The organism is Amycolatopsis pigmentata, from assembly GCF_042684065.1.
Lineage (GTDB): Bacteria > Actinomycetota > Actinomycetes > Mycobacteriales > Pseudonocardiaceae > Amycolatopsis_E > Amycolatopsis_E pigmentata.
In genome coordinates this window covers 19,529-44,998 of the sequence record NZ_JBHUKR010000021.1, presented here as the reverse complement: position 1 = coordinate 44,998, position 25,470 = coordinate 19,529, and the positions used below count along the sequence as shown (strand labels likewise).

Below are 25,470 nucleotides of genomic sequence, written 5' to 3'. Positions count from 1 at the left end.
GTGGACTCAGCGGTTGAACACGTCGAGGCCGAAGGTGCGCACTCCGGGCGAAGCCGCGTAACCGAGCCGTGGCAACCCGAACGCGTTCTCGATGCTGCCCAGCAGTGAGTAGTGGTTGTATGGCGTGTCGTTCCAGGTGTTCGGCGCGGTGAACGGAGACAGCACGAGAGCGCCGACCCGCCCACCGCCGAGTCCGGTGATGCCGGGCAACGGGGTGTCGGGTCCCGGTCCTTCGCCACAGCAGGCGGAGGAATCCGAGTCCGCGCCGTCGGATTCGTCGAAGGTGATCACCAGCATGCCGTCGTGCCGGAACGCGGGCGAGCCGGTGATCCGCGGTACCCACTGGCGCAGCCAGGCATCCGCCGACGCCAGGCCACCGGGCCGGCCGTCCACGCACGGCGAGTCATGGCCGTCGTGGCACAGGTTCGGCGTGATGTAGGCGATTTCGGGCGTGGTCCGCTCGCTCGCCAGATCGGCCGGGAGCGCGGACAGGTCGACATCGCCGGCCGAGCAGGCCGGGCTGTCGATGATCGAGTGGAAGTAGACGAACGGGTTGTGGCGAGCGGCGTACTGGTCGCCCACCCGGGCCTTCTGCGTGGTGTCGACGGTCCCGATCGCGGGGTGGCGACAGGGCGTGCCCATGTCCTCCAGATACCCCTTCCAACCGCGCCCCGTGGCCGACAACTGCCCGGGCAGCGTCGGCACGGACGCCGGGTACACGCACCCTTGACCGACGGCCTGGCCGGGCGCGACGGTACCGAGTTGGGCGAATTCGCCGTAGATCGGGCAGTCCGCCTGGGTCCCGAGATTGGGTCCCTGTCCGGAAACCTGGGCGATGTAGTTGTCGAGACTGTTGTGCCCGATCCCGTAGTACTGCGACAGCAACACGCCCTGGGCACGCAGCGTCCGGCTGAGGTAGGGCGCCGCGGAGCCGGTTCCCCAGGTTTCGTCGTATCCCTTGTTCTCCAGGTTGATCACGAAGACGTGGCCGACCGACGGCAGGGATTCGCCCGAGGCCACGGCGGACGAGCCGGCCACACCGAGCCCGGCCGCGACGGCCGCGGCGATCAGCGCGGCGCCGATACGGCGCCTGACCGAGGTCATCACAGTGCCCATCCGTGCGACGTCGCGAGGCGCTGCAAGGTCGTCCACTGTTCGTAGTCCACGTACTGGCTGACCATGCAGGGCAGCCCGACGACCGTGGGCACCTGCCAGCGTGGCGCGGTGAGATTCGGCGGAGCGGCGAAGTCGAGCACCTCGGCGATGTTGCGGGCGGCGGCGTCGCGCGGGGTCAGCGGCGGCAGGTTCCAGCGCCACTCGATGGTCTTGAGGATCGACGTGTGGTCGTAGACGCCGTGCGCCACATGACCGCGCCGGGCGCGAGGCGAGATCACCAGGCAGGGCACGCGGAAACCGCGCAGCCCCCAGTCCGGGTTGGCGTCGGGCGCCGTGCCGGGCGGGACGTGGTCGAAGAAACCGCCCCACTCGTCGTAGTTGATGATCAACAGCGTGCGTTCCCACGCGGGCCCGCTGGTGACCGCCTCATAGACCTGGTTGAGGAACGACTGCCCGGCGCGGATGTCGGCGTGCGGGTGGTCGTCGGCGGAACTGCCGGTGTCCTCGTCAAGGAACTTGGGGTCCACAAAGGACACATGCGGCAGGGTGCCGGTCGCGCAGAGGGTCAGGAACTCGAGGTACGGCCGGCTGATCGGCAGGTACTTGGCGCCCCACAACGCGGTGAACGGCGCGTCGGAGAAGAAGTAGCGGCCGGTGAGTCCGGCGTCGGAGAGCCGGTCCCAGATGGTCGGCAGGGTGGAGATCGTGCTGGAGTTGTGGATGCGGTCGGTCTGGGCGGCGTGCTGGTAGAACCGGTTGGGGTAGGTCTCGGCCATGATCGCCGAGAAGTACCGGTCGCACACCGTCCAGTACGGCGCCGCCTGCCCGTACAGGGCGAGATCCTTGGCTTCGTAGTAGCCGATGGAGAACTCGTCGTTCTGGCCTGCTCTCAGCCAGCCGTCGCAGGCACCGTTGTTGTACTCGACCCGGCCGCCCTCGAAGCTGTGGTCCGGGTCCGGATGCGCGCAGCCCTGGTAGTCCGTCAGATGATGGGTCGAGTGCCGCATGCCGTCGCTCGCGACGTAGCTCAGGCCGGCCTGCCTGCCGTCCGCTCCGGGCAACCAGCCCAGGAAGTGGTCGAACGAGCGGTTCTCCATCATCACCACGACGATGTGGTCGATACCGGACTTCTCCGGCGGCGGGAGCGCGGCGGCGGACGCCTCGGTGTGCGTCAGGAGCGAGGAGCCAAGGGCCGCCGATGCGGCACCGGCCAGGAACTGGCGTCGGTTCGCGGTCACGCCCATGTTCTAGCAAAGGAAGCTACTCGCCGGTAGCCGACATACGGACTATTCACCTCGCGGCCAACACCCGCTCACGCCGCGCCCTCCGTTTTGGAAGCAAGGAGTGTTTACTAGGGACTATCCGTAGTAAACACTCCTTGCTCCAGTTCAGAGGCCTCAGGCGCCCCGGGGCGCGTACATGATGACGACGACGCCGAGCAGGCAGATCCCGGCGCCGATGAGGTCGTAGCGGTCGGGCCGGAACCCGTCCGCGACGACGCCCCAGAGCAGCGAACCGGCCACGAACACGCCACCGTAGGCGGCCAGGATGCGGCCGAAGTGGGCGTCGGGCTGGAGCGTCGCGACGAAGCCGTAGACCCCGAGCGCGAGAACCCCGGCCCCGGCGAAGATCAGGCCTCGGTGTTCGCGGACGCCCTGCCAGACGAGCCAGGCACCCCCGATCTCACACAGCGCGGCGAGGACGAACAGGGCGATCGAACGAACGACGAGCACGGGCGGCCTTCCGGGTTCAGGTGATTTCCGCCAGCCGCCCGCCGGCGAGCCGGAGGCGGCGGCCGACGTTGACGGCGGTGAGGAACGATTCGTCGTGGCTGACCACCACGAAGGCACCGTGGTAGGCGTTCAGCGCGCTCTCCACCTGGGCGACGCTGACCAGATCCAGATTGTTGGTCGGCTCGTCCAGCAACAGGAGCTGGGGCGCGGGCTCGGCGAACAGGACGCACGCGAGGGTCGCGCGCAACAACTCGCCACCGGACAGCGCGCCGACGGGCAGCTGCGCTCGCGAGCCACGGAACAGGAACCGGGCCAGCAGGGTCCTCCGCTGCGACGGGGGCAGCGCGGGCGCGAACGCGGCGAAGTTGTCCGCCACGGTGCGGGCCGGGTCGAGCAGGTCGAGTCGCTGTGACAGGTAGGCGGTGCGGCCGGTGTTGCGGGTGATCCGGCCGTCGTCCGGCCTGAGGTCACCGTTGAGGATGCGCAGCAACGTGGACTTGCCGGCGCCGTTGGACCCGGTCAGGGCGATCCGCTCCGGGCCGCGGATCGTCAGGTCGACGCCGTCTCCGGCGAACAGCGCGCGGTCACCGTGCCCGAGCCGCAGCCCCTCGGCGACGAGGACCGTGCGCCCGGCGGGAACGGTGGTTCCGGGAAGCTCCACGGTGATCGTCCGGTCGTCGCGCAGGGCTCGTTCGGCGTCGTCCAGGCGTGCCTTCGCCGCACCGACCCGGGCGGCGTGCGTCTCGTTCGCCCGGCCCGCCGACTCCTGCGCGCCGCGCTTCATGCCACCGGCGACGATCTTGGGCAGCCCGGCGCTGCCCAGGTTTCGCGCGGCGTTGCCCGCCCGCCGCTGCGCGCGCTCGCGGGCCTGCTGCATCTCCCGTTTCTCCCGCTTGACCTCCTGCTCGGCATCGCGGACGTTCTTCTCCGCCACTTCGCGCTCCGCCTGGACGGTCTGTTCGTAGTCCGTGAAGTTCCCGCCGTGGAAGCGGATCTCACCACGGCCGAGTTCGGCGATGCGGTCCATGCGGTCCAGCAAGGCCCGATCGTGACTGACCAGCAGCAGACAGCCCGGCCAGTCGTCGAGCACGGTGTAGAGCTTGTGACGCGCGTCGAGGTCCAGGTTGTTGGTCGGCTCGTCCAGCAACAGGACATCGGGCCGCTTCAGCAACTGCGCCGCCAACCCGAGTGAGACGACCTGCCCGCCGCTGAGCGTGTCGAGTCGTCGAGTGAATCCGAATCCGCCGAGCCCGAGCCGTTCGAGTTGCGCGTGCGTGCGTTCCTCGATGTCCCAATCGGATCCGATCGTGGTGAAGTGCTCCTCCCCCACGTCCCCGGACTCGACTGCCTCGATCGCCGCGAGCACCGGGGCTATCCCGAGCACCTCGGCCACCGTCAGATCCCCGGTCAGGGGCAGGTTCTGCGGCAGATACCCCAGAACTCCGCCGGCGGAAACGGTCCCAGCGCCGGGGCGTAGCTCACCGGCGATCAGTTTGAGCAGCGTGCTCTTTCCCGCCCCGTTCGGCGCGACCAGTCCGGTGCGCCCGGAGGGCACGGTGAACGACAGATCCCGGAACACCTCGGTGGCGTCCGGCCAGGAAAAAGACAGGTTCGAACAGACAACGCACGACATCGACGAAACCTCGACAGACGGGAAGGGTGAAAGGACGACAGGGCCCACGACGGCGTCCTGCGCCGGGGGCGAATCCGGGGCTCACCCGGAGATGTCGTCTTCACCTGCCATGTCGAACTCCCTGTGTCGGGGTCTGTCCCCGCATGCTAGCAGGATTCAGCGGCCGCCCGGCCCGGGCGCGGTCGCGCGGCGGGTGGTCGATCGCCGCTCGATCGCTTCCTCGACCTCGCTGATCGCCTGCCGGATCAGCGCGCCGTACTCGTCGTTTCCGAGAGTGTGTTCCTGGTCGCGGGCGGCGGTGAGGTGGTCTCGCGCCACCGTGAACGATCCGAGCCTGCGGAAGTCGTCGGCGAGATTGAGGTGCAGCGAGGGAAAGAAGCCGGCGACGCGCAGGCTGTCGTGATAGCGCTGAGCCCGGTCGTCGGTAAGCGCTTTCGCGGCGTCGAGCGCGCGGACATCCCAGACGAGGGCCTCCGCCGGATCGTCGTAGAGGTCGGCGAGGTAGTGGGCGAGAGTACAACGGTGAAGCGCGTCTCCCACCGGGCCGATCCGCTCCCACAACTCTCCGAGCAGGAGGCGCGCGGTGTCGGTCTCTCCCGCGCGGCCGAGGGTGACGGCGGCGGTGATGTCGGCCATGCTGTGCCGTTCGTTACCAATCCGACGGCAGCCACGGCGGAAACGGATCGATCCCAGCAGTCGGCTGCGGACCCGTATCCGCCTACTTTCGGTCGGATTGGTAACGGGATCCGGGGTCATCGTGCGGGTCCTTCCGGTGAAACGGGCATTGCCAGGGTCGTGAAGTCGCCGTCGTCGGCGGAGCGGACGACGACGGGCTGGTCGTTTCCCGCGAGCTCGAGCATCACGTCCGGGCCGACCGCCGAACTGATCGCCGGGTGCAGGGTGGAGACGGCGAACTCGATCCCGAGCGCCGGGCCCGTGACGACGGCGGTGACCGGCCTTCCCTTCGACGACACGGTCAGCGCGCTGTCGCGTATGTGAAGCCGAACCCGCTGATCGTGTTGTTCTTCGAGAGCCCGTAACAGCGCGTTGCGGGAGATCAGGACCCGAGTGCGGGTTTCGGGCAGGGAGGCGAGCATCAGCCGGTAATCCGGGAAGGGTTCCGCCAGCGTCCGGCACTCGCGAGTGGTGCCGTCGCCGCGGAAAGAGATGCTTCCGGTCCGGACGCTCATCAGCAGGTCGTGCCGGCGACGGGTCCACGGCATCGCGAGCCGGAGTTCGTCGGCGTCGGCCGTCGCCGACCAGGTCACGTCGTCACCCGGGCTCCGGACCAGGGTGCGGGTCGCCAGCCGGTACCGATCGGTCGCGGTGAGCACGACTTCACCGGCGGACACTTCGATGTGCACGCCGTTGAGCACGGGAAGGTCCGGCTCGTGAATCGTCGCGGTGAGAACCTGTTCGGCCGCGGCCGTGAACACCGATCCGTTCACCCGCACGGAGCGCGATCGCGGCGACGAGCCCAGCGCGGCCTTGACCGCGGCGGCCGTCTCACGTGCTTGGTGCGCGCGATGCGCGAGGTCCGCCACGTGGTCGTCGATGAGCCGAACGGCTTCGGCCGGGCCGGAATCGAGGACCTCGGCGATCCGTTCCAGGGGCATGTCGATCTCGCGCAGACGGCGGATCGTCACCGCACGGCCGACCTGATCCCGCGCGTAGTAGCGGTACCCGGAGGTCCCGTCCACCCTCGCCGGCCGCAGCAGGCCCGAATCCGCGTAGAACCGCAGTGCGCTGGCGGTCAGTCGGGCGGCGCGGGCGAAAGCGCCGATGGTGAGGAGTTCGGGGTCGGGCACCCGCCCATCTTCAAGCTTCAAGCCACCTGAAGGTCAACCCCGGGAGACCCCCGATGCGGAGCAAGGAGTGTTTACTACGGACTATTCGTAGTAAACACTCCTTGCTCCCATAAAAACCCGGGCCGGCCGGCGGGTGGTCGGCCCGGGGCGGGGGTCAGGCGACGAGGTCGAACCGGTCGAGGTTCATGACCTTGTCCCACGCGGCCACGAAGTCGCGGACGAACTTCTCCCGCGCGTCGTCGCTCGCGTAGACCTCGGCGAGGGCACGCAGCTCGGAGTTCGAGCCGAAGACCAGGTCGACCCGGCTGCCGGTCCACTTGACGTCACCGGTGGCGACGTCGTGGGCCTCGAACGTCTCGGCGTCTTCGGAGACCGGCTTCCATTCGATTCCCATGTCGAGCAGGTTGACGAAGAAGTCGTTGGTCAGCGAGCCGGGCGTCGAGGTCAGGACACCGACCGAAGACTGCTGGTGGTTCGCGCCGAGCACCCGCAGGCCGCCCACCAGGACGGTCATCTCGGGCGCGCTCAGGTTCAGCAGGTTCGCGCGGTCGATCAGCAGGTACTCCGACGGCAGCCGGTTGCCCTTGCCGCGGTAGTTACGGAAGCCGTCCGCGACCGGCTCCAGCGGAGCGAAGGACTCCACGTCGGTCTGCTCCTGCGTCGCGTCCGTACGGCCCGGTGTGAAGGGGACCTCCACGTCGTGACCGGCGTCCTTCGCGGCGCGCTCCACGGCGGCGCATCCGCCGAGGACGATCAGGTCGGCGAGCGAGACCTTCTTGCCACCGGTCTGCGAGCTGTTGAAGGACGCCTGGATTCCCTCCAGCGTCCGCAGCACGGTCGCGAGCGTCTCCGGGTTGTTGACCTCCCACTCGCGCTGGGGCGCGAGGCGGATGCGCGCACCGTTCGCGCCGCCGCGCTTGTCACTGCCGCGGAACGTCGAAGCCGACGCCCAAGCGGTCGAGACGAGGTCGGCCACCGACAGCCCGGAAGCGAGGATCTGCTCCTTGAGGCTCGCGATCTCCGCAGCGCCGATCAGCTCGTGGTCCACGGCGGGAACCGGGTCCTGCCAGATCAGCGTCTCCTGCGGGACCAGCGGGCCGAGGTAGCGCTGGACCGGGCCCATGTCGCGGTGCGTCAGCTTGAACCACGCCCGCGCGAACGCGTCCGCGAACTCGGCCGGGTTCTCCGCGAAGCGCCGCGAGATGGGCTCGTAGATCGGGTCGAACCGCAGCGCGAGGTCCGCGGTCAGCATCGTCGGCTGGTGCGTCCGCGAAGGGTCGTGGGCGTCCGGCACGGTACCGGCCCCGGCGCCGTCCTTCGGCCGCCACTGCCACGCACCGGCCGGGCTCTTGACCTTCTCCCACTCGTAGGCGAACAGCGTCTCGAAGTAGCCGTTGTCCCACTGGATCGGGGTGGGCGTCCAGGTGCCCTCGAGCCCGCTGGTGATGGTGTCGCCACCCTTGCCGGTGCCGAAGCTGTTCTTCCAGCCCAGGCCCTGCATTTCGAGGGGAGCGCCCTCGGGCTCGGCGCCGACGTAGGCGTCCGCGTCGGCCGCGCCGTGGGTCTTGCCGAACGAGTGCCCGCCCGCGATCAGCGCGACCGTCTCCTCGTCGTTCATCGCCATGCGCCGGAACGTCTCGCGGATGTCCCTGGCCGAGGCGAGCGGGTCGGGGTTGCCGTTCGGGCCCTCCGGGTTGACGTAGATCAGGCCCATCTGCACCGCGGCCAGCGGTGCCTCCAGCTGCCGGTTACCGGTGTAGCGCTCGTCGCCGAGCCAGGTGCGCTCGGGGCCCCAGTAGACGTCCTCGTCCGGCTCCCAGACATCCGCCCGGCCACCGGCGAAGCCGAAGGTCTTGAAGCCCATCGTCTCCAGCGCGCGGTTGCCCGCGAAGATCATCAGGTCGGCCCACGAGATCTTGCGGCCGTACTTCTTCTTCACCGGCCAGAGCAGGCGGCGCGCCTTGTCGAGGTTCGCGTTGTCGGGCCAGCTGTTCAGCGGCGCGAAGCGCTGCATGCCCGCACCCGCGCCGCCGCGGCCGTCGTCGATCCGGTAGGTGCCCGCGCTGTGCCAGGCCATCCGGATGATGAACGGTCCGTAGTGGCCGAAGTCGGCGGGCCACCATTCCTGCGAGGTCGTCAGCACCTGGTCGACGTCGCTTGCCAGCGCGTCGAGGTCCAGGGTCTGGAATTCCTTGGCGTAGTCGAAGTCGGCGTCCATCGGGTCGGCCACCGGGGAGTGCTTCCGGAGAATGGCCAGGTTGAGCTGGTTCGGCCACCAGTCACGGTTGCTCCCACCCTCGGTCGGGTGGCTGAAGCGACCGGTCGAGACCGGGCACCCGCCTGCGCTCTCCTCGTTCATCTCACCAACAACGGCGTCAGGCTTTTCAGACACGGGAATCCTTCCGGGTTTGCAGGGTTGTGTTGTGCTCAGGAACTGACCGCGACCGAACAGTCGGGGCACAGGCCCCAGTAGATGACCTCGGCTTCGTCGATGGTGAAGCCGTGATCGTCGGAGGCGGTCAAGCAGGGGGTGTCGCCGACGGCGCAGTCGACATCGGCGATGACACCACAGGACCGGCACACGACGTGATGGTGGTTGTCCCCCACCCTGGCCTCGTAGCGGGCGACGGAACCCGGCGGCTGGATGCGCCGCAACAGGCCCGCGTTGGTCAACGCCCGCAGTACGTCGTAGACCGCTTGATGGGAGACTTCGCCAAGATCCGCGCGCACGGCACCGATGAGCGACTCCGTGTCGGCGTGTGGACGGCCGTGCACGGCGGCCAGCACCGCGACCCGAGGGCGCGTCACGCGCAGCTCCGCCCCGCGCAACATGCGCTCGAAGTCCGATGTCGTGGGCACATCGCGAGTCTGCCCGAATTTCTGGATTCAATCAAGAATCGAAGGCCGTTCCTCACTCATGCGGGTTACTCCACTACCAAGTGTAGCCGACCTCACGCGTCGTCACCGGCCGGCCTGACGCTCCACTGTGGACGGAACCGCCGGCGAGGTCACGGCGGCCGGAAGCGTCGATCGGTTGCCAGGGCACGATATCGGGACCGGACGGGCACCGGCGGCCGGTCACGTACGCGAGACCGATCACATGGCGAGGTGCTGTGCCGTTCGTTACCAATCCGACGGCAGCCACGGCGGAAGGGTCGCCTACGAGCAGATCGGCTCGGAACGTACCGCCTACTTTCGGTCGGATTGGTAACGTGGCCGGTTGTGGCAACGGTGTTGGTGGTGGAAGACGATCCAGCCGTCAGAGCCGGGCTGGTTCGGCATCTTTCGGCGGCGGGCCACGCGGTCCGTAGTGTCGACGCCGCACTGCCTGCCCTCCGCGAGGTGACGAAGGTCGGCTGTGACATCGTGGTCCTCGACCTCGGCCTGCCCGACCTCGACGGGGTCGAGGCGTTGCGGATGATCCGCGGGGTCAGTGACGTTCCGGTGATCGTCGCGAGCGCGCGGGACGACGAACCCGGGATCGTGCGGCTGCTGCACATCGGGGCCGACGACTACCTGGTGAAACCGTTTTCGCCCGAGCACCTGACGGCCAGGGTCACCGCGGTGCTGCGGCGCGTCGCCGGTTCGCCGGACGAGCCGGACGCGCTGCGCGTCGGAGGCCTTCGCGTCGATCCGCGGCGTCGTGAGGCCGAACTGGACGGAATCCGCCTGGACCTCACCCGCCGGGAATTCGATCTGCTCGCCTATCTGATGACGCGGCCCGGGCAGGTCGTGGGGAAGAAGGAGTTGCTGGCCACGGTGTGGCAGCAGGCCTACGGCGGTGACCAGACGATCGACGTGCACCTGTCCTGGCTACGGCGGAAGATGGGCGAAACCGCGGCCCGGCCACGATATCTGCACACGGTGCGTGGGGTGGGCGTGAAGCTGCAGGCGCCCGAACCGTCCTGAGCTATGTGGTCTGGACCTGTGGCGGATGTCCGTTCCAGGTCACGAAGCACGACGAGGTGGTCGTGCCATTGCTGAAATCGACGCGCAGCCACCCGTCGGCCTGCCAGTTCTGCATGGTCCACCCGGGATTCGGGGTGGCGGAGATCAGACGGGCCCAAGTGTCCCCGAGTTCCAGCACGACCTGCCCACCGGTCAACGGGAAACCGCGTGCGGATCCGGTCGTGCTGCTGGTCGTGGCGGGCGCGGAAGGCGAATCGGAGGCCGATCGGGAAGTGGCCGCGGTGCTTTGCGGCGTGGTGGTGCGTGTGGTCGTCTCCGGCACGGTGGTCGTCGACGGCGGGGGCGGTGCCGAGGTCGTGGGCCGGGGAACGGGAATCACCGGTTGCGGCAAGCCGAAGGAATCGGCCGCGAGCACGCTGTGCACCCCGAGCCAGGACACCCCGGTGGCGGCCGCGGTCGCCACGACCCAGGCGGACACGTGGAGCAGGATTCGCTTCATCGGTGTTCATGATGCCATCGCCGTGAACGTGCGGATGGCCTACGGTAGCGCGCTGTGAGAGTGGTCTTGTTCGAGCTTTCCTTCTCCGGCGGGGAAACGCCGGCCGTCTCGTGAGACGTGCGCTGATCGGCGTCGCCCTCGCGGTGACCAGCATGGTGGCCCTGGCCTTCCTGGTACCACTGGGATTGCTCGTCCAGGCGACGGCCGACAAGGGGGTGCATGCCGCGGCCGAACGGCAGGCCGCCGAACTGGTTCCGGCCCTGGCCATCACCACCGACCGCGCCGCGCTGGAAAAGGCGTTGGCCAGCACCCGTGCCGGGACCGACGGCACGGCCGCGGTGCGCCTTCCCCTCGCCGGAGACGACTGGACCAGCATCGGTCCCGCCCGTGCCGCACCGGCGCAGTTGAGCGAGGCGATCCGGGCCGGTCGGTCCTCAGTGGTCGCCGTGGCGGAGGGATCCGTGCTCCTGCAACCGGTCGCCATGGAGGGCGGCCGGGTCGCGATGATCGAGGTGTTCATCCCCGGATCGGCCTTCGGGCGGGGCGTGGTCACCGCGTGGCTGATCCTCGGCGGCGTCGCCGTCACCCTGGTGCTGCTCTCGGTGCTGGTCGCCGACCGCCTGGGCAGCCGGATCGTCCGTACCACGCGAGGATTGGCCGCCGCCGCCCGTGATCTGGGCACGGGTGATCTCGACGCGCGTGCGCCGGTGCGCGATCCGGAAGCACCGCCCGAACTCCGGGAAGCCGCCGCCGCGTTCAACGGGATGGCCGAGAAGATCCAGCGACTGCTGGCGGCGGAACGCGAACTGGCCGCGGATCTGTCCCACCGGCTGCGGACACCGCTGACCGCTTTGCGGCTCAACACGGCCGGCTTGGGGGACACCGACGCCGCCGAGCGGACCCGGCACGCGGTCGAGCAACTGGAACGCGAGGTCGACCAGATCATCCGGGCGGCGCGCAGCCGTGGCGCCGACCAGACCGTCGTGCTCGGCTGCGATCCGGCGGAAGTGGTGCGGGAACGGGCCGGCTTCTGGTCGGCGCTGGCCGAGGACCAGGGCCGCAACTGGCGGCTCTACGGCGTCCGGCGGGCCAGTCTGGTGCCGGTTTCGCGGAACGAACTGGCGCTGGCCCTGGATGCGGTGCTGGGCAACGTGTTCCGGCACACCGCGGAGGGCGCGGGCTTCACCATCGACGTCCGGAGCACGGATCAGGCCGTGCGGATCCGGGTCTCCGACGAGGGTTCCGGCTTCGACGACCCTACCGCCGCGTTGGACCGGGGCACCGGAAGCGGGGGCGCGGGATCCACCGGTCTCGGCCTCGACATCGCGCGGCGCGTCGCCGAATCGACCGGCGGTGAGGTGACCGTGGCGCGGTCACGGTCCGGCGGTGCCGAGGTCACCATCCATTTGCGGACAATGCTTTCCGTGTTCTCCGCGCCCGAACCTTAAGCCTTCCTTAAGTGAGTTTCTACGCTGTCTCAAGGCCGGTCCAGCGGGTGAGGCGCGCTCCTAATGTTCTGCGCGCCGACAAATACCCCAGGAGGTCTGGACCATGTCGTACAAAGGCAGACACCGCCGTCCCAGCGTCCGCGCCATCTCCGGCGCGGCCGCCGCCGTGATCGTGATCGCCGGAGTGATCTCGGTGGCCGCCGCGCTGCCGGGAACCTCCTCGGCCGAAGGCGTGCATCAGGCGGCCACGGCCCCGGCGGCCACCGGGTCCGGTCGCTTCGCGCCCTATGTGGACACTTCGTTGTATCCGCCCTTCGATCTCGTCTCGACCGCGCAGAGCACGGGCGTCAAGAACTTCACCCTCGCGTTCATCGTCTCCGGCGGCGGGTGCACGCCGAAGTGGGGTGGCGTCAGCGATCTCAACAACGACGGCGTGCCGGGCCAGATAGCGCAGTTGCGTGGCCTCGGCGGTGACGTGCGGGCGTCCTTCGGCGGCGCCGCCGGTATCGAACTGGCGCTGGCCTGCCAGGACGCCGACAGCCTCGCCGGCGCGTACGGGAAGGCGATCGACACCTACGGTTTGACCAAAGTGGACTTCGACGTCGAGGGCAGCGCCCTGCCCAACGCCGACGCCAACACCCGTCGTGCCCAGGCCATCGCCAAACTCCAGCAGAAGGCCGCGGCCGCGGGCAAGCCGCTGGACGTCTCCTTCACGCTGCCCGTGCTCCCCAGCGGGCTCACCCAGGACGGCGTGAACTTCCTGCGGAACGCGAAGAGCAACGGGGTGGACGTGTCCGCGGTGAACGTCATGGCCATGGACTACGGCGACGGTGCGGCGCCCAATCCCAGTGGCAAGATGGGCCAGTTCGCCATCGACGCCGCCACCGCGACGCAGTCACAGGTCAAGGACGCGCTCGGGCTCTCCGACAGCGATGCCTGGCAGCACGTGGCGGTCACGCCGATGATCGGCGTCAACGACACCTCGACCGAGGTGTTCACGCTCGCCGACGCCAAGCAGCTCGTGGACTTCGCGACGAGCAAGTCGCTCGCCGGGCTGTCGATGTGGTCGGCCACCCGCGACAAGGCGTGCCCCGGCGGCTCGACCGGTTCCGCGCAGCCGACCTGCAGCAGCATCGACCAGCAGGACTTCGACTTCACCAAAGCATTCGGCACCTTCTGAGCGACAAGAGAAGGAGGAATCATGGCAAACCGCAGGACCGTCCTCAAAGGACTGGCGGCCGGACTGGTCGGCGCCCCGTTCGGCGCCGCGCTGATGGCCGCGCAAACCTCGGGCAAGGGGGCGAGCGCCGCGACCAACGGCCTGCCGCTGACCATCGTCAACAACACGGGCCGCTATTCCAACGCGCAGATCTCCTACGCCATCGTGGGCACCGATCTGTCCACCGGCAAGCAGGCGTTCGCCACCGCGGACGGCACGCTGACCCCGGTGTCGCCGTCCACCGGCGCGAGCGACATGATCATTCCCCTGGCCGGCAGCGGCGACACCGCCTCGGCCATCCCGGCGAACATGTCCGGCCGGATCTACTTCTCCGTGGTGGACAAGCTGAAATTCCCCGTGGTCACCGACGGGAACGGCAACGCCGCCCTGCAGTATCCGGCGGGCTGGGTACCCAACGACCCGAGCTTTCCGATCGTGCACGACTTCGTCGAGTTCACGCACAATTCGGCCGGGATGTTCTGTAACACCACCATGGTCGACATGTTCAGCATCCCGCTCGCGATCGGTTTGGCCGGAAGCGCCTCACAGAACACCGGACGGCTCGTCCCCGGCGGCCGGGAGAAAATCTTTTCCGCGATCAAGGCCAATCCGGATTTCGCCCCGCTCGTCGTCGAGGACACCCGGGTCATCGCGCCCGGACACGGCATCGACACCGGTGTGTTCCCCGCGACCTATTTCGATTCGGCGATCAATCAGGTCTGGGACCGGTACTCGTCGACCGCGATGACCGTCAACGTCGGTTCCGCGGTGCGCACCGGGCGCGTTTCCGGCGGGCTCTTCTCGTTCGACGGCGGGGTGGCGCCGTTCCGCAAGCCCAGCACCGCGGACGTGCTCTACTGCAACGGCGCGCTCGCCGCCCCGAACGACGGCGTCACCGGCCCGGTCGCCGCGGTGCTGGCCGCCGGCTTCAACCGCTCCGTGCTCCTGAGCAGCGCGAACCAGCCCGGCGCCGACCCGGCGACGTTCTACCGGGACGCGGTGACCAACCATTACGCGAAGGCCCTTCACGACAACACCCAGGACGGCAAGGCGTACGGGTTCGCGTTCGACGACGTGGCCGGTTTCGCCTCCTACATCCAGGACAGCGCACCCCGGTCGATCACGGTGGAACTGACGCCATTTTACTAATCCGGCCCAAAAGTAGGCGGAGACGGTCCGCGGCCAATCTACTCGTAGACAGCCATCTCCGCCGTGACTGTGACCGGATTGGTAACGATCGACACAGTAGTGCGGAAGAGTGACGAGCCCCCGTGCGGCCCAATCCCTGATCAAAAAGTCGCACTAAGTAGTCCTTTGTAGACGAAGAGAAACCATTACCGGTCCGCGCCTGGACGAATACCCGGCACGGTCGTGAATATCCGACACCGATGCCGGCACGGAACGGCATTCGCGGCGAATCCCCGCTATTCTCGCATCCGTGACGTGGCCTTCCGGAATTCGCGGCCTCGCCGTACGGATCGGCGGTGTCGCCGTCGTGTACTACCTCGGCGCGCTGGTGGGCCTCAGACTCGCTCTGGTGGGCGGTCAGGTGACGCCGCTGTGGCCGCCCACCGGGGTCGCGCTGGCGGCCCTGCTCGTGTTCGGCGTCCGGGTGTGGCCGGGCATCATGCTGGGCGCACTGGCGGTCAACATCCCGCTCGGACCGACGCCCCTCGCGGTCGGGATGATCAGCGTGGGGAACACCCTCGCGCCGCTGTGCGCGTATCTGCTCCTCACCCTGGTCGATTTCCGGAGCGACCTCGCCCGGCTGAAGGACTCGGTGGCGCTGGTCTTCCTCGGCGCGTTCACCGGCATGCTGGTCAGCAGCACCATCGGCGCCGCGGCCCTGGTTCTCGGCGGTGACGTACCCGGATCCCACTTCCTGGCCACCTGGTCGGTGTGGTGGACCGGCGACGCGATGGGCGTGCTCCTCATCGCCCCGCTGTTGCTCATCGCGAGAAACGCGCGCCTGCCGAAACGGATCTCGCCCGTGCGGGCCGCCGAAGCGGTGGCGCTGATCGGCGGCACGTTCGCGGTCACCACCCTCGGCACGAACACCGTGGTGCACCTGCTCTTCCTGCCCTTCCCGTTCCTGATCTGGGGAGGGCTGCGCTTCCGTCAGGCCGGCGCGCTGCTGGCCGCGCTCACCGCGAGCATCGTGGCCATCCTCTCGGTCGCCCGCGGTAGCGACGCCTTCGCCGTGCTCAACCTGACCGACACGATGATCGGCCTGCAGGCGTTCAACATGTGCGTGGCGCTGACCGCGTTGATCCACGCCACGATCGCCACCCAGCGCGATATGGCGCGCCGGGAGATCGAGGTGGCGTGTGCCCAGCTCACCGAATCCCTGACCATGCTGGCCGACCCGTTGTCCCACGGCCGCATTCTCGAGATCGCGCAACGCTTCCCGCGCGACTCCGTCGCCACGACGAAGCGGGAGAATTACCTCACGGGTGGTGAAGGCGCCGATCAGTAGTCATCGTGGCCGGTGAACTTCCGTTCCAGTTCGTCACCCGCACCGGCGAGCAGTTCGAGCGGATCGCTGAACTCGTTGTAGTCGAGGTTGACCAGGGGCAGCGAATGCCGCAGCACCACATAGTCGCCCATGATGACCACGCCACCGACCACGGTGGTGGTGGCGATCTCCTCCAGCACCTCCGCCAGGTCGACCTGATCGACCACGGCGAACGGGGTGGCCAGTTGCACCCACTCCGAGCCGTCGTCGAGCACCTCCCTGGCCACGACGACCGTCTGCACCCGGCTGTCCTGATCCTCGGGGTCGCTACCGTAGCGCACCAGGATGCGCACCTCGTCCGGCTCGAAACGGACGACTTCGTAAACCCGCCGGATGAACGTCATCAGGTCCCGCCACGCCGCCACCTGTGATCCCTTTCCCCGGCGCCACCACCATCGCACTCGATCGCACCACCGGAGCGGCCCTCAAGACACCGCCATCAGAGGGTGCACGAGCGGTTACTTCCTCACGAGGTGGAGGGAGGACGGTTGACGAGCACCGTCGACGCCTGCGGTAGCGGCGCCGCTTTCGGTGGCGGTGGCGGAGGGGGTGCGCTCTCCTTCGCCGCCGCACTGGACACGCGGAGCAGGAGCGCGAGGATGAGGTAGTTCGAGAGCAGGGACGAACCGCCGTAGGACAGGAAGGGCATGGTCATGCCGGCCAGCGGGATCAGGCCGGTGACCCCGCCGACGACGACGAAGACCTGGAGGGCCAGCGAACAGGACAGCCCCGCGGCGAGGAGCTTGCCGTACGAGTCCTCCACGAGCATCGCGGCGCGCAGCCCGCGCATGGTGACCATCAGATACAGCAGCAGCATGACGAGGAGGCCGACCGTGCCGAGTTCCTCCCCGATCGCCCCGCTGATGAAGTCGGTGCTGGAGAAGGGGACGAGATCGGGGCGGCCCTGGCCGAGACCGGTGCCGGTGAGGCCACCGGTGCCGAGCCCGAACAGCGACTGGGACACCTGATACCCGCCGCCGGGCCGGTCGTAGGTGCCCAGCGGGTCCGCCCAGGTCGAAACCCGCTGCCGGATGTGCCCGAACAGGTAGTAGGCCGCGACACAGCCGACGACGAACAGCGCCAGTCCGACCAGGATCCACGAGACCCGCTGGGTCGCGATGTAGATCATGAACAGCGCTACGCCGAAGAACAGCAGCGCCGCGCCGAGTTCCTTCTCGAAGGTCACCACGGAAACCGAAGCCAGCCAGGTCACCAGCAGGGGACCGAGATCTCGCGCGCGGGGCAGTTCCATGCCGAGAAAGCGCTTACCGGCACTGGCGAAGAGGTGGTGTTTGGCGACCAGGAAACCGCTGGCGAAGACGATGATGAGGATCTTGGAGAACTCGCCGGGCTGCAGCGAAAACGGGCCGAGCCGCAGCCACAGTTTGGCGCCGTTGACCTCGGACAGGCTGGCGGGAAGCACCCCGGGAAGCACCAGGAGGCCGAGCCCCAGCACGCCCGCGACATAGGTGTAGTTCGACAGTTTGCGGTGGTCGCGGACCTTGAACAGGACCAGCGCGAACATGACGATCGCGACCGCGACCCAGATCAGTTGCCGCGGCGCGTCCTGGCCCGGTATGGGTTCGCCGTCCTGTTTCGCGTCGTAGGCATAGGCCTGGTCGATCCGGTGGATCATGATCAGGCCGATCCCGTTGAGCAGGGCCACGCACGGCAACGGCAACGGGTCGGCGTCCGGTGCGAAGAACCGGATGGCCACGTGCGCGGCGCCGCACAGCACCGCGAACACCACGACCAGGAGCAGGCCGGAACCCACCAGGTCGCCGGGCTCGTGCGAGTCGGTCAGGACCATCCCGGCCGTGATCACCACGAGCGCGAAGCCCAGCAAGGCCAACTCGGTCCGGCGTGGCGGGCCGCTCAGCAATCTCACGTCGTCCACCCTCGGGTAAGAGTCGATAATGCCATCGGAAATGGACCGCCTGCCGAGTGGAATCAACCGATTCGTACGATTTGATCCCATTCCGGCCCCGTGGCGGTTCCACCATTCTCGGCTATCACTGTGAAGATCCTGAGAAGGCCACCCTCCTCGGCGCGTTGCCGGCCGGAGCGCGCGGCGCCTACCACAGGCGGGACGCTCCGTCCAGTTTCATGAGAGAACGATGAATTTTTCCCACATTCCGTTAAGGTTCGTTGTGATCTCGAGAGCGACCTGACAAACCGCGCGTTCGGGTCCGGACGGCATCTTCGTGTCATTTTGGAGCATATTTTGCGCACCTTGTGACCACATGTCGAAATGGGATTTGGCGCACCGGAGACAAGACCTCTCGCCGGTCGGGTTCATTTCACACGCGGTTAACACGGCTGGTAATTACATGTGCGAGCACCTGTCCGGGTGCCACTCCGCCGATTCACGGCGGAGATCTCTCTGGAGGGAATATGGTTCCGAGAAGGGGATCGGTCGCGTCCGTGGCGCCCCCGGTCACCGACTCGAAGCGATGGAGCACGGATATTCCGGATGTGCCGCCGGTACGGTGGCTGCACCAGGTCTTCGAGATGTCCTGTGATGTACGGCCCGACGCGGTGGCGCTCGAATGCGACGGCGCGCCGCTCACTTATCGCGAACTCGACGCGCGGGCGAACCTGCTGGCAGCGCGGTTACGCGAGCGCGGAATCGGTTTTTCCTCCCGGGTCGGGATCCTGTTGCCGCGATCCGTCCAGACCTATGTCGCGTTGCTGGCGGTGGGCAAGGCGAGCGCGACCTTCGTGCCGATCGACCCGGCCTCCCCGCCCGACCGGATCGCCTACATCACCTCCGACGCCGGAGTCGACCTCATCCTGACCTGCGCCGAACTCGCCGGTGGTCTGGACGATGTGGACTGCGCGTTCATCGAGGTCGACGACCGGTCGATCGGGCTGACCACGCGCCCGGCACTCGACGACGGAAACGGCGATCCCACCGCGTACGTGATGTACACCTCCGGCTCCAGCGGCCGGCCCAAGGGCGTCGAGATCGCCCAGTCGAGCATCCGCAACTTCCTGGACGTGGTGCCTTCGATCTACGACGTGCGCCCGGACGACCGCGTCTACCAGGGCATGACGATCTCCTTCGACTTCTCCATCGAGGAGATCTGGCCCACCTGGTCGGTCGGCGCGACCCTGGTCGCGGGTCCGACCGACGCCCGCAGGCTGGGCGCGGAACTGGCGGATTTCCTGGAAGAGCAGGAGATTTCCGTCCTCTACTGCGTGCCAACCCTGCTCGCCACGATTCCGCGTGACCTCCCCCGGATCCGGAGCCTGCTCGTCGGCGGGGAAGCCTGCCCGGCACCACTGGTCGCGCGCTGGAGCAAGCCCGGCCGCAGGATGCTCAACACCTACGGCCCCACCGAGGCCACGGTCACCGCGACCTGGGGCGAACTTCTGCCCGGCCACGCGGTGACCATCGGCAAACCGCTGCCGACGTACTCGGTCGTGCTGCTCGACGAAGACCTCGATGCCGTGCCCGACGGCGAAATCGGCGAGATCTGCATCGGCGGGCCCGGCGTGGCACGGGGTTACGTCGGCAGGCCGGAGTTGACCGCGGAGCGGTTCGTCCACCATCCGCTGGCGCCCTCCGGCAGCCGTCTGTACCGCACCGGCGACCTCGGCCGGTTCACCCCCGACGGCGAGATCGAGTATCTGGGCCGCGCGGACGCCGAGGTCAAGATCCGCGGTCACCGGGTCGACCTCGGTGAGATCGACAACGTGCTGCTGGAGGACCCGGGCGTGGCCGAAGCGGTCGCGGCGATGGGACCGGCACCGGGTGATCCGGACACGAAGGAACTGGCCGCCTACGTGGTGCGAGTTCCGGACGGTTCCGAGCACGAGGACGAACTGGCGCAACGCGTGCACGAGCGGCTCAAGCGCCGCGTTCCGGGTTACATGGTTCCGGTGTTCTTCGACGTGCTCGACGCGTTGCCGACCATGCCCAGCGGAAAGGTCGATCGGAAGAAGCTGCCTCCGCCCAGCGGCAGGCGTCTCGCCGACGGCGGCCCCGTGGTGGCCCCGGCGAACGCCCTGGAGGAACGGATCCGGGGCGCGTGGGCCGAGGCGTTCGGACTGCCCGAGGAATCACTTTCGGTCGAGGCGGACTTCTTCACCGACCTCGGCGGCCACTCGCTGGTGGCGGCCAAGACCGTCTCCCTGTTGCGGCAGCACGAAATCGGCGGCCAGCCCGCGGTTCGCGACCTGTACGAGAACCCGAGCGTGCGGGCGCTCGCCGAGCACCTCGCCGTCGCGACCGCGCCGGCCGCCGCTCTGCCACCCCGGCCCGCGCCGCTCCGGCACAAGACGCGGCGCATCGCCCGAGCCGGCGTGGCCCAGGCCTTCGTCCTCTATCTGCTCATGCTCGTGATCACCCTGCCGGTGTCCTATGTGTACACCCAGAACGACGGCCAGGTCTCGGTTTCGGTGCTGGTTCAGCTGATGACCGCGATCCTGGTCAGTTACCTGGGGGTGCGATGGCTGGTGCCGGTGTTCGTGGCCCGCTTGCTGGCGGCCGGAATCCGCCCGGGCCGCTACAAACTGTGGGGCCTGACCTATCTGAGGCTGTGGACGCTGGACCTGTTCCTGGCGGTCGGCGCGCTGCCGGTGGTCAGTGGCTCACCGATGATGGGGCTCTACCTCCGGCTGCTGGGCGGGAAGACCCGTGCCCGCGCGATCATCGCGAGCAGTGCGATCAGCCTGCCCGGCTTCGTCCACATCGGACGCGACGCCGCGGTCGGCTACGGCGCCACGCTCCGGCCGTGGAAGGTGGAGGACGGCTGGGTGACCGTCGCGCCGATCACCGTGGGCGATGGCGCGTTCGTCGGCGCGAACGCGGTGCTCGAACCGGGATCGTCGGTCGGGGACGGTGCCGCTCTCGGTGAGCAATCGGTGCTGGGCCAGGGGGAAGCGGTCCCGGCCGGTGCGCGGTGGGCGGGTTCGCCGCCGCGGCCGCTGGACGCGCTGACGCCTTCGGTGGAGATGATGATGTCCGCCGACGAACCCGTCCGGCGCTGGTCGGTAGCCCAGATCATGGCCGCCTTCGTCGGCCTGTGCTGGCTGGAAGTGATCGCCATCGCGATGATCGTGCCCAGCGTGGCGCTGGTGTGGTGGGCGCTGCTGAGCTGGGGCGTGCTCGCCGGCCTGGTCGCGACCCTGGCGGCCGGACCGGTGTTCGTGGTGACCGTGTGCGTGGTCGTGGCCGTGGGCAAGAAACTCGTCCTGCCGAGGGTTCCGGTGGGCATTCATCCCGCGCGGTCCTGGCTGGCGCTGCGCAAATGGGTCGTCGACAAACTGCTGGAATTCAGCCTCGAGTTCACGAACTCGCTTTACGCGACCCTCTACACGGTCGGCTGGCTGCGCCTGCTCGGCGCGAAGGTCGGCCGGGGCGCCGAGGTGTCCACGGCCGGTCACCTCGACCCCGATCTGCTCACCCTGGGCCGCGAGAGTTTCGTGGCCGACATGGCAAGCGTCGGCTCGGCCGCCTTCGCCAATGGGCGGGTGGCCTTCCTGCCCACGGAAATCGGCTCCCGCGCGTTCGTCGGCAACGCGGCCGTGGTCCCGGCCGGTTCCCGGCTGGGTTCCGGCTCACTGGTGGGCGTCAGCACCGTTCCCCCAGAGGCAGGGGTCCCGGAGGACACCTCCTGGCTCGGCTCCCCCGCCATCCACCTGCCGAACCGGCAGGACAGCGGATCCTTCGCGGAAAGCGAGACCTTCAGGCCGCCCCGCAAGGTGATCGTCCACCGGCTGACCATCGAGTTCTTCCGGGCCACCCTGCCCGCGTCGGTGCTGGGCTTGAGCTTCTACCTCTATCTGCTGGCCCTGTCCAGCCTCGCGCAGGGCCGGGACCTTCCGGTGCCGGGCCTGGTATCGCCCCTGGTCGCCATCGGCGCGGGCGCCGGCGTGGCCGGCTTCTGCGCGGCGGTGAAGCGCAACCTGATCGGGGCCTACCGTCCACGGGTGGAACCGTTGTGGAGCACGTTCGTGCGCCGCACCGAGTTCGTCACCGGGCTCTTCGAGGCGGCCGCGGTGCCCGCCGGTGTCGGGATGCTGGTGGGCACTCCGTTCCTGCCCGTCGTGCTGCGCTGGTACGGGGCCAGGATCGGGCGCCGGACGTGGATCGGCACCACCTACCTGACCGAGTTCGATCTCGTCGAGATCGGCGACGACGCGACCGTCGGCACCGAAGTGTCGTTGCAGACCCACCTTTTCGAGGACAGAGTGATGAAGATGTCCGTGGTCCGGGTAGAGGCGGGCGCCACCATCGGCACGCGATCCGTCGTGCTCTACGACTCGGTGGTCGGCGCCGACGTCTCGCTCGGCTCGCTTTCCCTGCTGATGAAGGGCGAACAGTTGACCCCCGGAACCCGGTGGCGCGGCATTCCGGCGGGAGCGGTCGCGTGATCGCGCTGGTTTACCGCGGGCCTGCTGCCGTGAAGGGTTGTCCGGAGGCGGTCGCGGAGTTGCTCGCCGCGAGCCGATGGGGATTCGACGTGCGTTATGTCGGCCCGGACGGAGAAGGAAAACTCAGCGAGAAAGCGCTTTCCAAGGCGGTCTTGTACGCGCAGCCAGGCGGAGGGTCCCTTTCCCACGGCTACAAGCACATGCGCCGTCACCGGGACGCGATCCGGGAATTCGTCTCCTCCGGCGGCCGGTATCTCGGCTTCTGCCTCGGCGGCTACCTCGCCGGGGCGACGCCGGGTTTCGCGCTGCTTCCCGGAGACACCGACCAGTACATCGCCTCCTCCCATGCCGAACTCGACACCGAAGACGACGCGTTGATCGACATCACCTGGCGGGGCGAGGAACGGCGGGTCTACTTCCAGGACGGGCCGTACTTCCACGTGCGGAAGGGAGCCGAGGTGGACGTGCTCGCCACCTACGCCAACGGCCGCATCGCGGCGCTGGTCACAGAGTTCGGCGGCGGGCGTGTCGGCGTCGTGGGCCCGCACCCGGAAGCCACCGACGACTGGTACACCGACGCCGGACTGCTCAGCGAACGGAAGGCGGGCAAGGTCGTCGCACGGGCGCGTCAGCTCGGCCTCGACCTCGTGGACACGGTGATGGCGCGATGACCGTAGCCCTGGAAACCGCAGAAACCGCTGAAACCACGGAAATCGCGGTCGCCCCGGAGACGACCGGGGCGCCGACCGTCGCGGACGCCATCCGGTCCGCGCGGCTCGGGGGCATCGACGCCGCCCGCGGGATCGCGCTGCTGGGCATCATGGCGGTGCACGCCCTGGCCGACACCCGCCCGGACGGTCAGCCCAGCTGGGACTTCGCCATCTTCGCCGGGCGGGCCGCGGCGGCGTTCGCGGTGCTCGCCGGTGTCGGGATCGCGTTCCTGAGCGGCCGCAAGCGGGTCGGGATCGCCGACGCGCGCGGCACCGTCGTCGCACTGGCCGCGCGAGCGCTGGTGATCGGCGCGATCGGCCTGTGCTTCGGTTACACCGACGGCGCGATCGGCGTGATGATCCTGCCCTACTACGCGGTGCTGTTCCTGCTCGCGATCCCGTTGGTCTTCCTGCCCACCTGGCTGATCGCGGTCACCGGTGTGCTTTTCGCCGGCGGAGCGCCCCTGCTCAGTTTCGTCGTCCTGCCCCATCTGCCGGTCGTCACGGCCGCGCACAACCCTGGTTTCTCCTTTGTGTTCCACCATCCCCTCGGCATGCTCTACGAAATGACCTTCACCGGCGAATACCCGGCCGTGCCGTGGGTGACCTACATCTGCGCGGGCCTGGTGGCCGGACGGCTGAACCTTTCCCGGGTACGGGTGGCCGTGGGGCTGCTCGTGACCGGAACCGCGCTGGCCGTCGCGTCCCACGCCACTTCCTGGTACCTGCTGGACAAGGCGGGCGGGCTGCCGCGCATCTGGCAAGCGCAGCCCGGAAGCAATCTCACCCTGCCCGAGACCTCGGAAATGCTCGCCTTCGGCGGCGACGGCAGCGTTCCTTCCTCCACGCGGTGGTGGCTCGCGGTCGACGCCCCGCACACCAGCACACCGTTCGATCTGGCCGGTACCACCGGAACGGCACTGGCACTGCTGGGTCTCATGCTGCTGGTCTGGCGGACCCACCGGGTCGTCCGATGGGTCCTCGGCCCGATCGCCGCCGCGGGCGCGATGACGCTGACGATCTACTGCCTCCACATTTGGTTCCTCAATTCCGATTACGACGTCTACAGTCCGAACACCGGCTATGCGCTGCAAGTCGCCGGTGTGCTGATGTTCGCGTTCGCCTGGCGCATGACCGCCGGGCGCGGTCCCCTCGAGGGTCTCGCGACATCGGTGACCAGACGAGCGCGGCGATGGGCGGGGAGGCGAACGTGATCAGCCGTCGACGTCTGATGATCGGTGGCGCCGGCGCGGTCGCGGCGGGCGGTCTGGGCTGGCTCGGGGTGTCCACCCTGACCGGTGGTGGCCGGCAACCGCTCGCGCTCGTCTATCGCGGCCCGGCGTCCACCTCGGGCTGTCCGGAAGCCGTCGCCACGCTCCTGCGGAGCACGCCGAGCCGGTTCCGGGTGGAGTTCTGCGGCCCACACGAGAATGTGCGGCTCTCCCGGGAATCGCTCGCGAAGGCCGTCGTCTACGCCCAACCCGGCGGTGGCGAGCTGAAACCCGCGTGGCGCCACATGCGCGAGTACGCCACCGACATCCAGGACTGGGTGCGGGCCGGCGGCAACTACCTCGGTTTCTGCCTCGGTGGCTACCTCGCCGGTGCCGGCCCGGGCTTCGGGTTGCTGCCCGGCGGCACGGACCAGTACATCAGCACGCCGGACGCGTCCGTGACCGATGACGACGACACCGTCATCGGTGTGCGGTGGCGGCAGAACCCCGTCAGGATGTACTTCCAGGACGGCCCGCTCTTCCGCCTCGATCCTCGGGGCCCCGCCACCGTGCTCGCCACCTACGACACCGGCCAGCCCGCCGCCGTCGTCGCGCCCTGCGGGTCCGGCCGGATCGGTGTGGTCGGGCCCCATCCCGAAGCCGACACGACCTGGTTCACCACCGCACGGCTGGACGCTTCCGGCAACCTGCATCCCGAACTCGGCTACGACCTGATCGAGACGACCGTCCACAAAGGATAGTCCTGTTCAGGTGCCGAGCGGCCGGCTGTGCGTGCCGCCCGGATCGTCGAGCCACACGAACTCCCCGCGTCGAGCGGCGCAACGATGCGCCCACCATCAGCGAGCTGTTCGATCCAGGCGGCCGGAATCCGGGTGATCGCGCACGTGGCCAGGATCCGGTCATACGGACCGTGCTCCGCCCACCCGACGGCGCCGCCCCCAGCGACCAGCCGCGGTGCGAAGCCCACCTCAGCGAGATGTGCACTGGCCGTACCGACCAACCCGGAGTCGATGTCGATCGAGAACACCTGCTCGTCACCGAGCCGATGACACAATATCGCCGTGTTGTACCCGGTACCAGGTGCCTATTTCAGAGGGGTTGAACGAACTGGTCACCCGGCTGCGTAATGGCGGAAACCGCCTGGCGGTGGCGGATCGCCGCCGGGCGTCCCCACCGGACGCGGCTCGGTGTCGCCGTCACCCCCGGCGGGCAATCGTCCTGGCTCGACCGACCGGGCAACGTCGTCCGACGGAATTGTCGGACCCTT

At 68.6% G+C, this 25,470-nt stretch carries 21 protein-coding genes and 1 pseudogene; 10 read left to right on the top strand and 12 right to left on the bottom strand.

Going from position 1 to position 25,470, the window contains the following annotated elements; genetic code table 11:
* Positions 1–6: 6 nt before the first annotated feature.
* The 8 genes from ACFSXZ_RS31545 to ACFSXZ_RS31510 all read right to left on the bottom strand — a co-directional run bounded on the left by ACFSXZ_RS31545 (position 7) and on the right by ACFSXZ_RS31510 (position 9,149).
* Positions 7–1,104 carry an alkaline phosphatase family protein gene (locus ACFSXZ_RS31545; protein WP_378269156.1) on the bottom strand — a complete coding sequence of 366 codons (1,098 nt, stop codon included), beginning with the start codon at positions 1,102–1,104 and terminating at the stop codon, positions 7–9.
* On the bottom strand, positions 1,104–2,354 hold the full coding sequence (locus ACFSXZ_RS31540; RefSeq protein ID WP_378269154.1) for an alkaline phosphatase family protein: 1,251 nt from the start codon (positions 2,352–2,354) through the stop codon (positions 1,104–1,106). The genes ACFSXZ_RS31545 and ACFSXZ_RS31540 overlap by 1 nt, the downstream gene beginning before the upstream one ends.
* Positions 2,355–2,513: 159 nt before the next feature.
* Positions 2,514–2,849 carry a YnfA family protein gene (locus ACFSXZ_RS31535; RefSeq protein ID WP_378269153.1) on the bottom strand — a complete coding sequence of 112 codons (336 nt, stop codon included), beginning with the start codon at positions 2,847–2,849 and terminating at the stop codon, positions 2,514–2,516.
* Between the two features lie 16 nt (positions 2,850–2,865).
* Positions 2,866–4,482 carry an ABC-F family ATP-binding cassette domain-containing protein gene (locus tag ACFSXZ_RS31530; RefSeq protein WP_378269151.1) on the bottom strand — a complete coding sequence of 539 codons (1,617 nt, stop codon included), beginning with the start codon at positions 4,480–4,482 and terminating at the stop codon, positions 2,866–2,868.
* 156 nt (positions 4,483–4,638) lie between these two features.
* Entirely contained in the window at positions 4,639–5,118 is a 480-nt protein-coding gene (locus ACFSXZ_RS31525) for a hypothetical protein (RefSeq protein ID WP_378269149.1), read from the bottom strand.
* 116 nt (positions 5,119–5,234) lie between these two features.
* Positions 5,235–6,311, bottom strand: a complete 1,077-nt coding sequence (locus tag ACFSXZ_RS31520; protein WP_378269148.1) for a DNA polymerase III subunit beta family protein — start codon at positions 6,309–6,311, stop codon at positions 5,235–5,237.
* 133 nt (positions 6,312–6,444) lie between these two features.
* Entirely contained in the window at positions 6,445–8,649 is a 2,205-nt protein-coding gene (katG, locus tag ACFSXZ_RS31515; RefSeq protein WP_378270063.1) for a catalase/peroxidase HPI, read from the bottom strand.
* Between the two features lie 68 nt (positions 8,650–8,717).
* Positions 8,718–9,149 carry a Fur family transcriptional regulator gene (locus ACFSXZ_RS31510; RefSeq protein ID WP_378269147.1) on the bottom strand — a complete coding sequence of 144 codons (432 nt, stop codon included), beginning with the start codon at positions 9,147–9,149 and terminating at the stop codon, positions 8,718–8,720.
* A gap of 363 nt (positions 9,150–9,512) precedes the next feature.
* Here ACFSXZ_RS31510 and ACFSXZ_RS31505 point away from each other — a divergent pair, with 363 nt between their 5' ends.
* Positions 9,513–10,199, top strand: a complete 687-nt coding sequence (locus ACFSXZ_RS31505) for a response regulator transcription factor (protein ID WP_378269145.1) — start codon at positions 9,513–9,515, stop codon at positions 10,197–10,199.
* Between the two features lies 1 nt (position 10,200).
* Here ACFSXZ_RS31505 and ACFSXZ_RS31500 read toward each other — a convergent pair whose 3' ends face one another.
* Complete coding sequence (locus tag ACFSXZ_RS31500) at positions 10,201–10,395, bottom strand: hypothetical protein (protein WP_378269143.1); 195 nt, start codon at positions 10,393–10,395, stop codon at positions 10,201–10,203.
* A gap of 25 nt (positions 10,396–10,420) precedes the next feature.
* Here ACFSXZ_RS31500 and ACFSXZ_RS31495 point away from each other — a divergent pair, with 25 nt between their 5' ends.
* From ACFSXZ_RS31495 to ACFSXZ_RS31475, 5 genes are all read left to right on the top strand, one after another.
* On the top strand, positions 10,421–10,756 hold the full coding sequence (locus tag ACFSXZ_RS31495; RefSeq protein WP_378269142.1) for a hypothetical protein: 336 nt from the start codon (positions 10,421–10,423) through the stop codon (positions 10,754–10,756).
* 52 nt (positions 10,757–10,808) lie between these two features.
* Entirely contained in the window at positions 10,809–12,146 is a 1,338-nt protein-coding gene (locus ACFSXZ_RS31490; protein ID WP_378269141.1) for a sensor histidine kinase, read from the top strand.
* A gap of 103 nt (positions 12,147–12,249) precedes the next feature.
* Positions 12,250–13,326 (top strand): chitinase, encoded by a 1,077-nt coding sequence (locus ACFSXZ_RS31485; protein ID WP_378269140.1) that lies wholly within the window; start codon positions 12,250–12,252, stop codon positions 13,324–13,326.
* Positions 13,327–13,347: 21 nt separating this feature from the next.
* Positions 13,348–14,514 carry a beta-1,3-glucanase family protein gene (locus ACFSXZ_RS31480; protein WP_378269139.1) on the top strand — a complete coding sequence of 389 codons (1,167 nt, stop codon included), beginning with the start codon at positions 13,348–13,350 and terminating at the stop codon, positions 14,512–14,514.
* A gap of 289 nt (positions 14,515–14,803) precedes the next feature.
* Positions 14,804–15,841 carry an MASE1 domain-containing protein gene (locus tag ACFSXZ_RS31475; protein ID WP_378269138.1) on the top strand — a complete coding sequence of 346 codons (1,038 nt, stop codon included), beginning with the start codon at positions 14,804–14,806 and terminating at the stop codon, positions 15,839–15,841.
* On the opposite strand, the gene ACFSXZ_RS31470 is transcribed toward ACFSXZ_RS31475, so the two are convergent.
* Positions 15,835–16,245, bottom strand: coding sequence for a hypothetical protein (locus ACFSXZ_RS31470; RefSeq protein WP_378269136.1), 411 nt, complete (start codon positions 16,243–16,245; stop codon positions 15,835–15,837). The genes ACFSXZ_RS31475 and ACFSXZ_RS31470 overlap by 7 nt on opposite strands.
* A 101-nt stretch (positions 16,246–16,346) precedes the next feature.
* The gene (locus tag ACFSXZ_RS31465) at positions 16,347–17,768 is read right to left on the bottom strand and encodes an FtsW/RodA/SpoVE family cell cycle protein (RefSeq protein WP_378269134.1); all 1,422 of its coding nucleotides are present in this window, start codon (positions 17,766–17,768) and stop codon (positions 16,347–16,349) included.
* Positions 17,769–18,274: 506 nt separating this feature from the next.
* On the opposite strand from ACFSXZ_RS31465, the gene ACFSXZ_RS31460 reads away from it, so the two are divergent.
* From ACFSXZ_RS31460 to ACFSXZ_RS31445, 4 genes are read left to right on the top strand one after another with little or no spacing between them, the layout of a single operon-like run.
* Complete coding sequence (locus ACFSXZ_RS31460) at positions 18,275–22,261, top strand: Pls/PosA family non-ribosomal peptide synthetase (protein WP_378269133.1); 3,987 nt, start codon at positions 18,275–18,277, stop codon at positions 22,259–22,261.
* Complete coding sequence (locus ACFSXZ_RS31455) at positions 22,258–22,932, top strand: BPL-N domain-containing protein (protein WP_378269131.1); 675 nt, start codon at positions 22,258–22,260, stop codon at positions 22,930–22,932. The genes ACFSXZ_RS31460 and ACFSXZ_RS31455 overlap by 4 nt, the downstream gene beginning before the upstream one ends.
* Complete coding sequence (locus ACFSXZ_RS31450) at positions 22,929–24,185, top strand: heparan-alpha-glucosaminide N-acetyltransferase domain-containing protein (RefSeq protein WP_378269130.1); 1,257 nt, start codon at positions 22,929–22,931, stop codon at positions 24,183–24,185. The genes ACFSXZ_RS31455 and ACFSXZ_RS31450 overlap by 4 nt, the downstream gene beginning before the upstream one ends.
* Positions 24,182–24,943, top strand: a complete 762-nt coding sequence (locus ACFSXZ_RS31445) for a BPL-N domain-containing protein (protein ID WP_378269128.1) — start codon at positions 24,182–24,184, stop codon at positions 24,941–24,943. Before ACFSXZ_RS31450 ends, ACFSXZ_RS31445 begins: the two co-directional genes overlap by 4 nt.
* Here the strand turns inward: ACFSXZ_RS31445 and ACFSXZ_RS31440 are convergent.
* A pseudogene (locus ACFSXZ_RS31440) lies at positions 24,907–25,269 on the bottom strand (hypothetical protein); the annotation flags it as partial. The gene ACFSXZ_RS31445 and the pseudogene ACFSXZ_RS31440 overlap by 37 nt on opposite strands.
* Between the last annotated feature and the right edge of the window lie 201 nt (positions 25,270–25,470).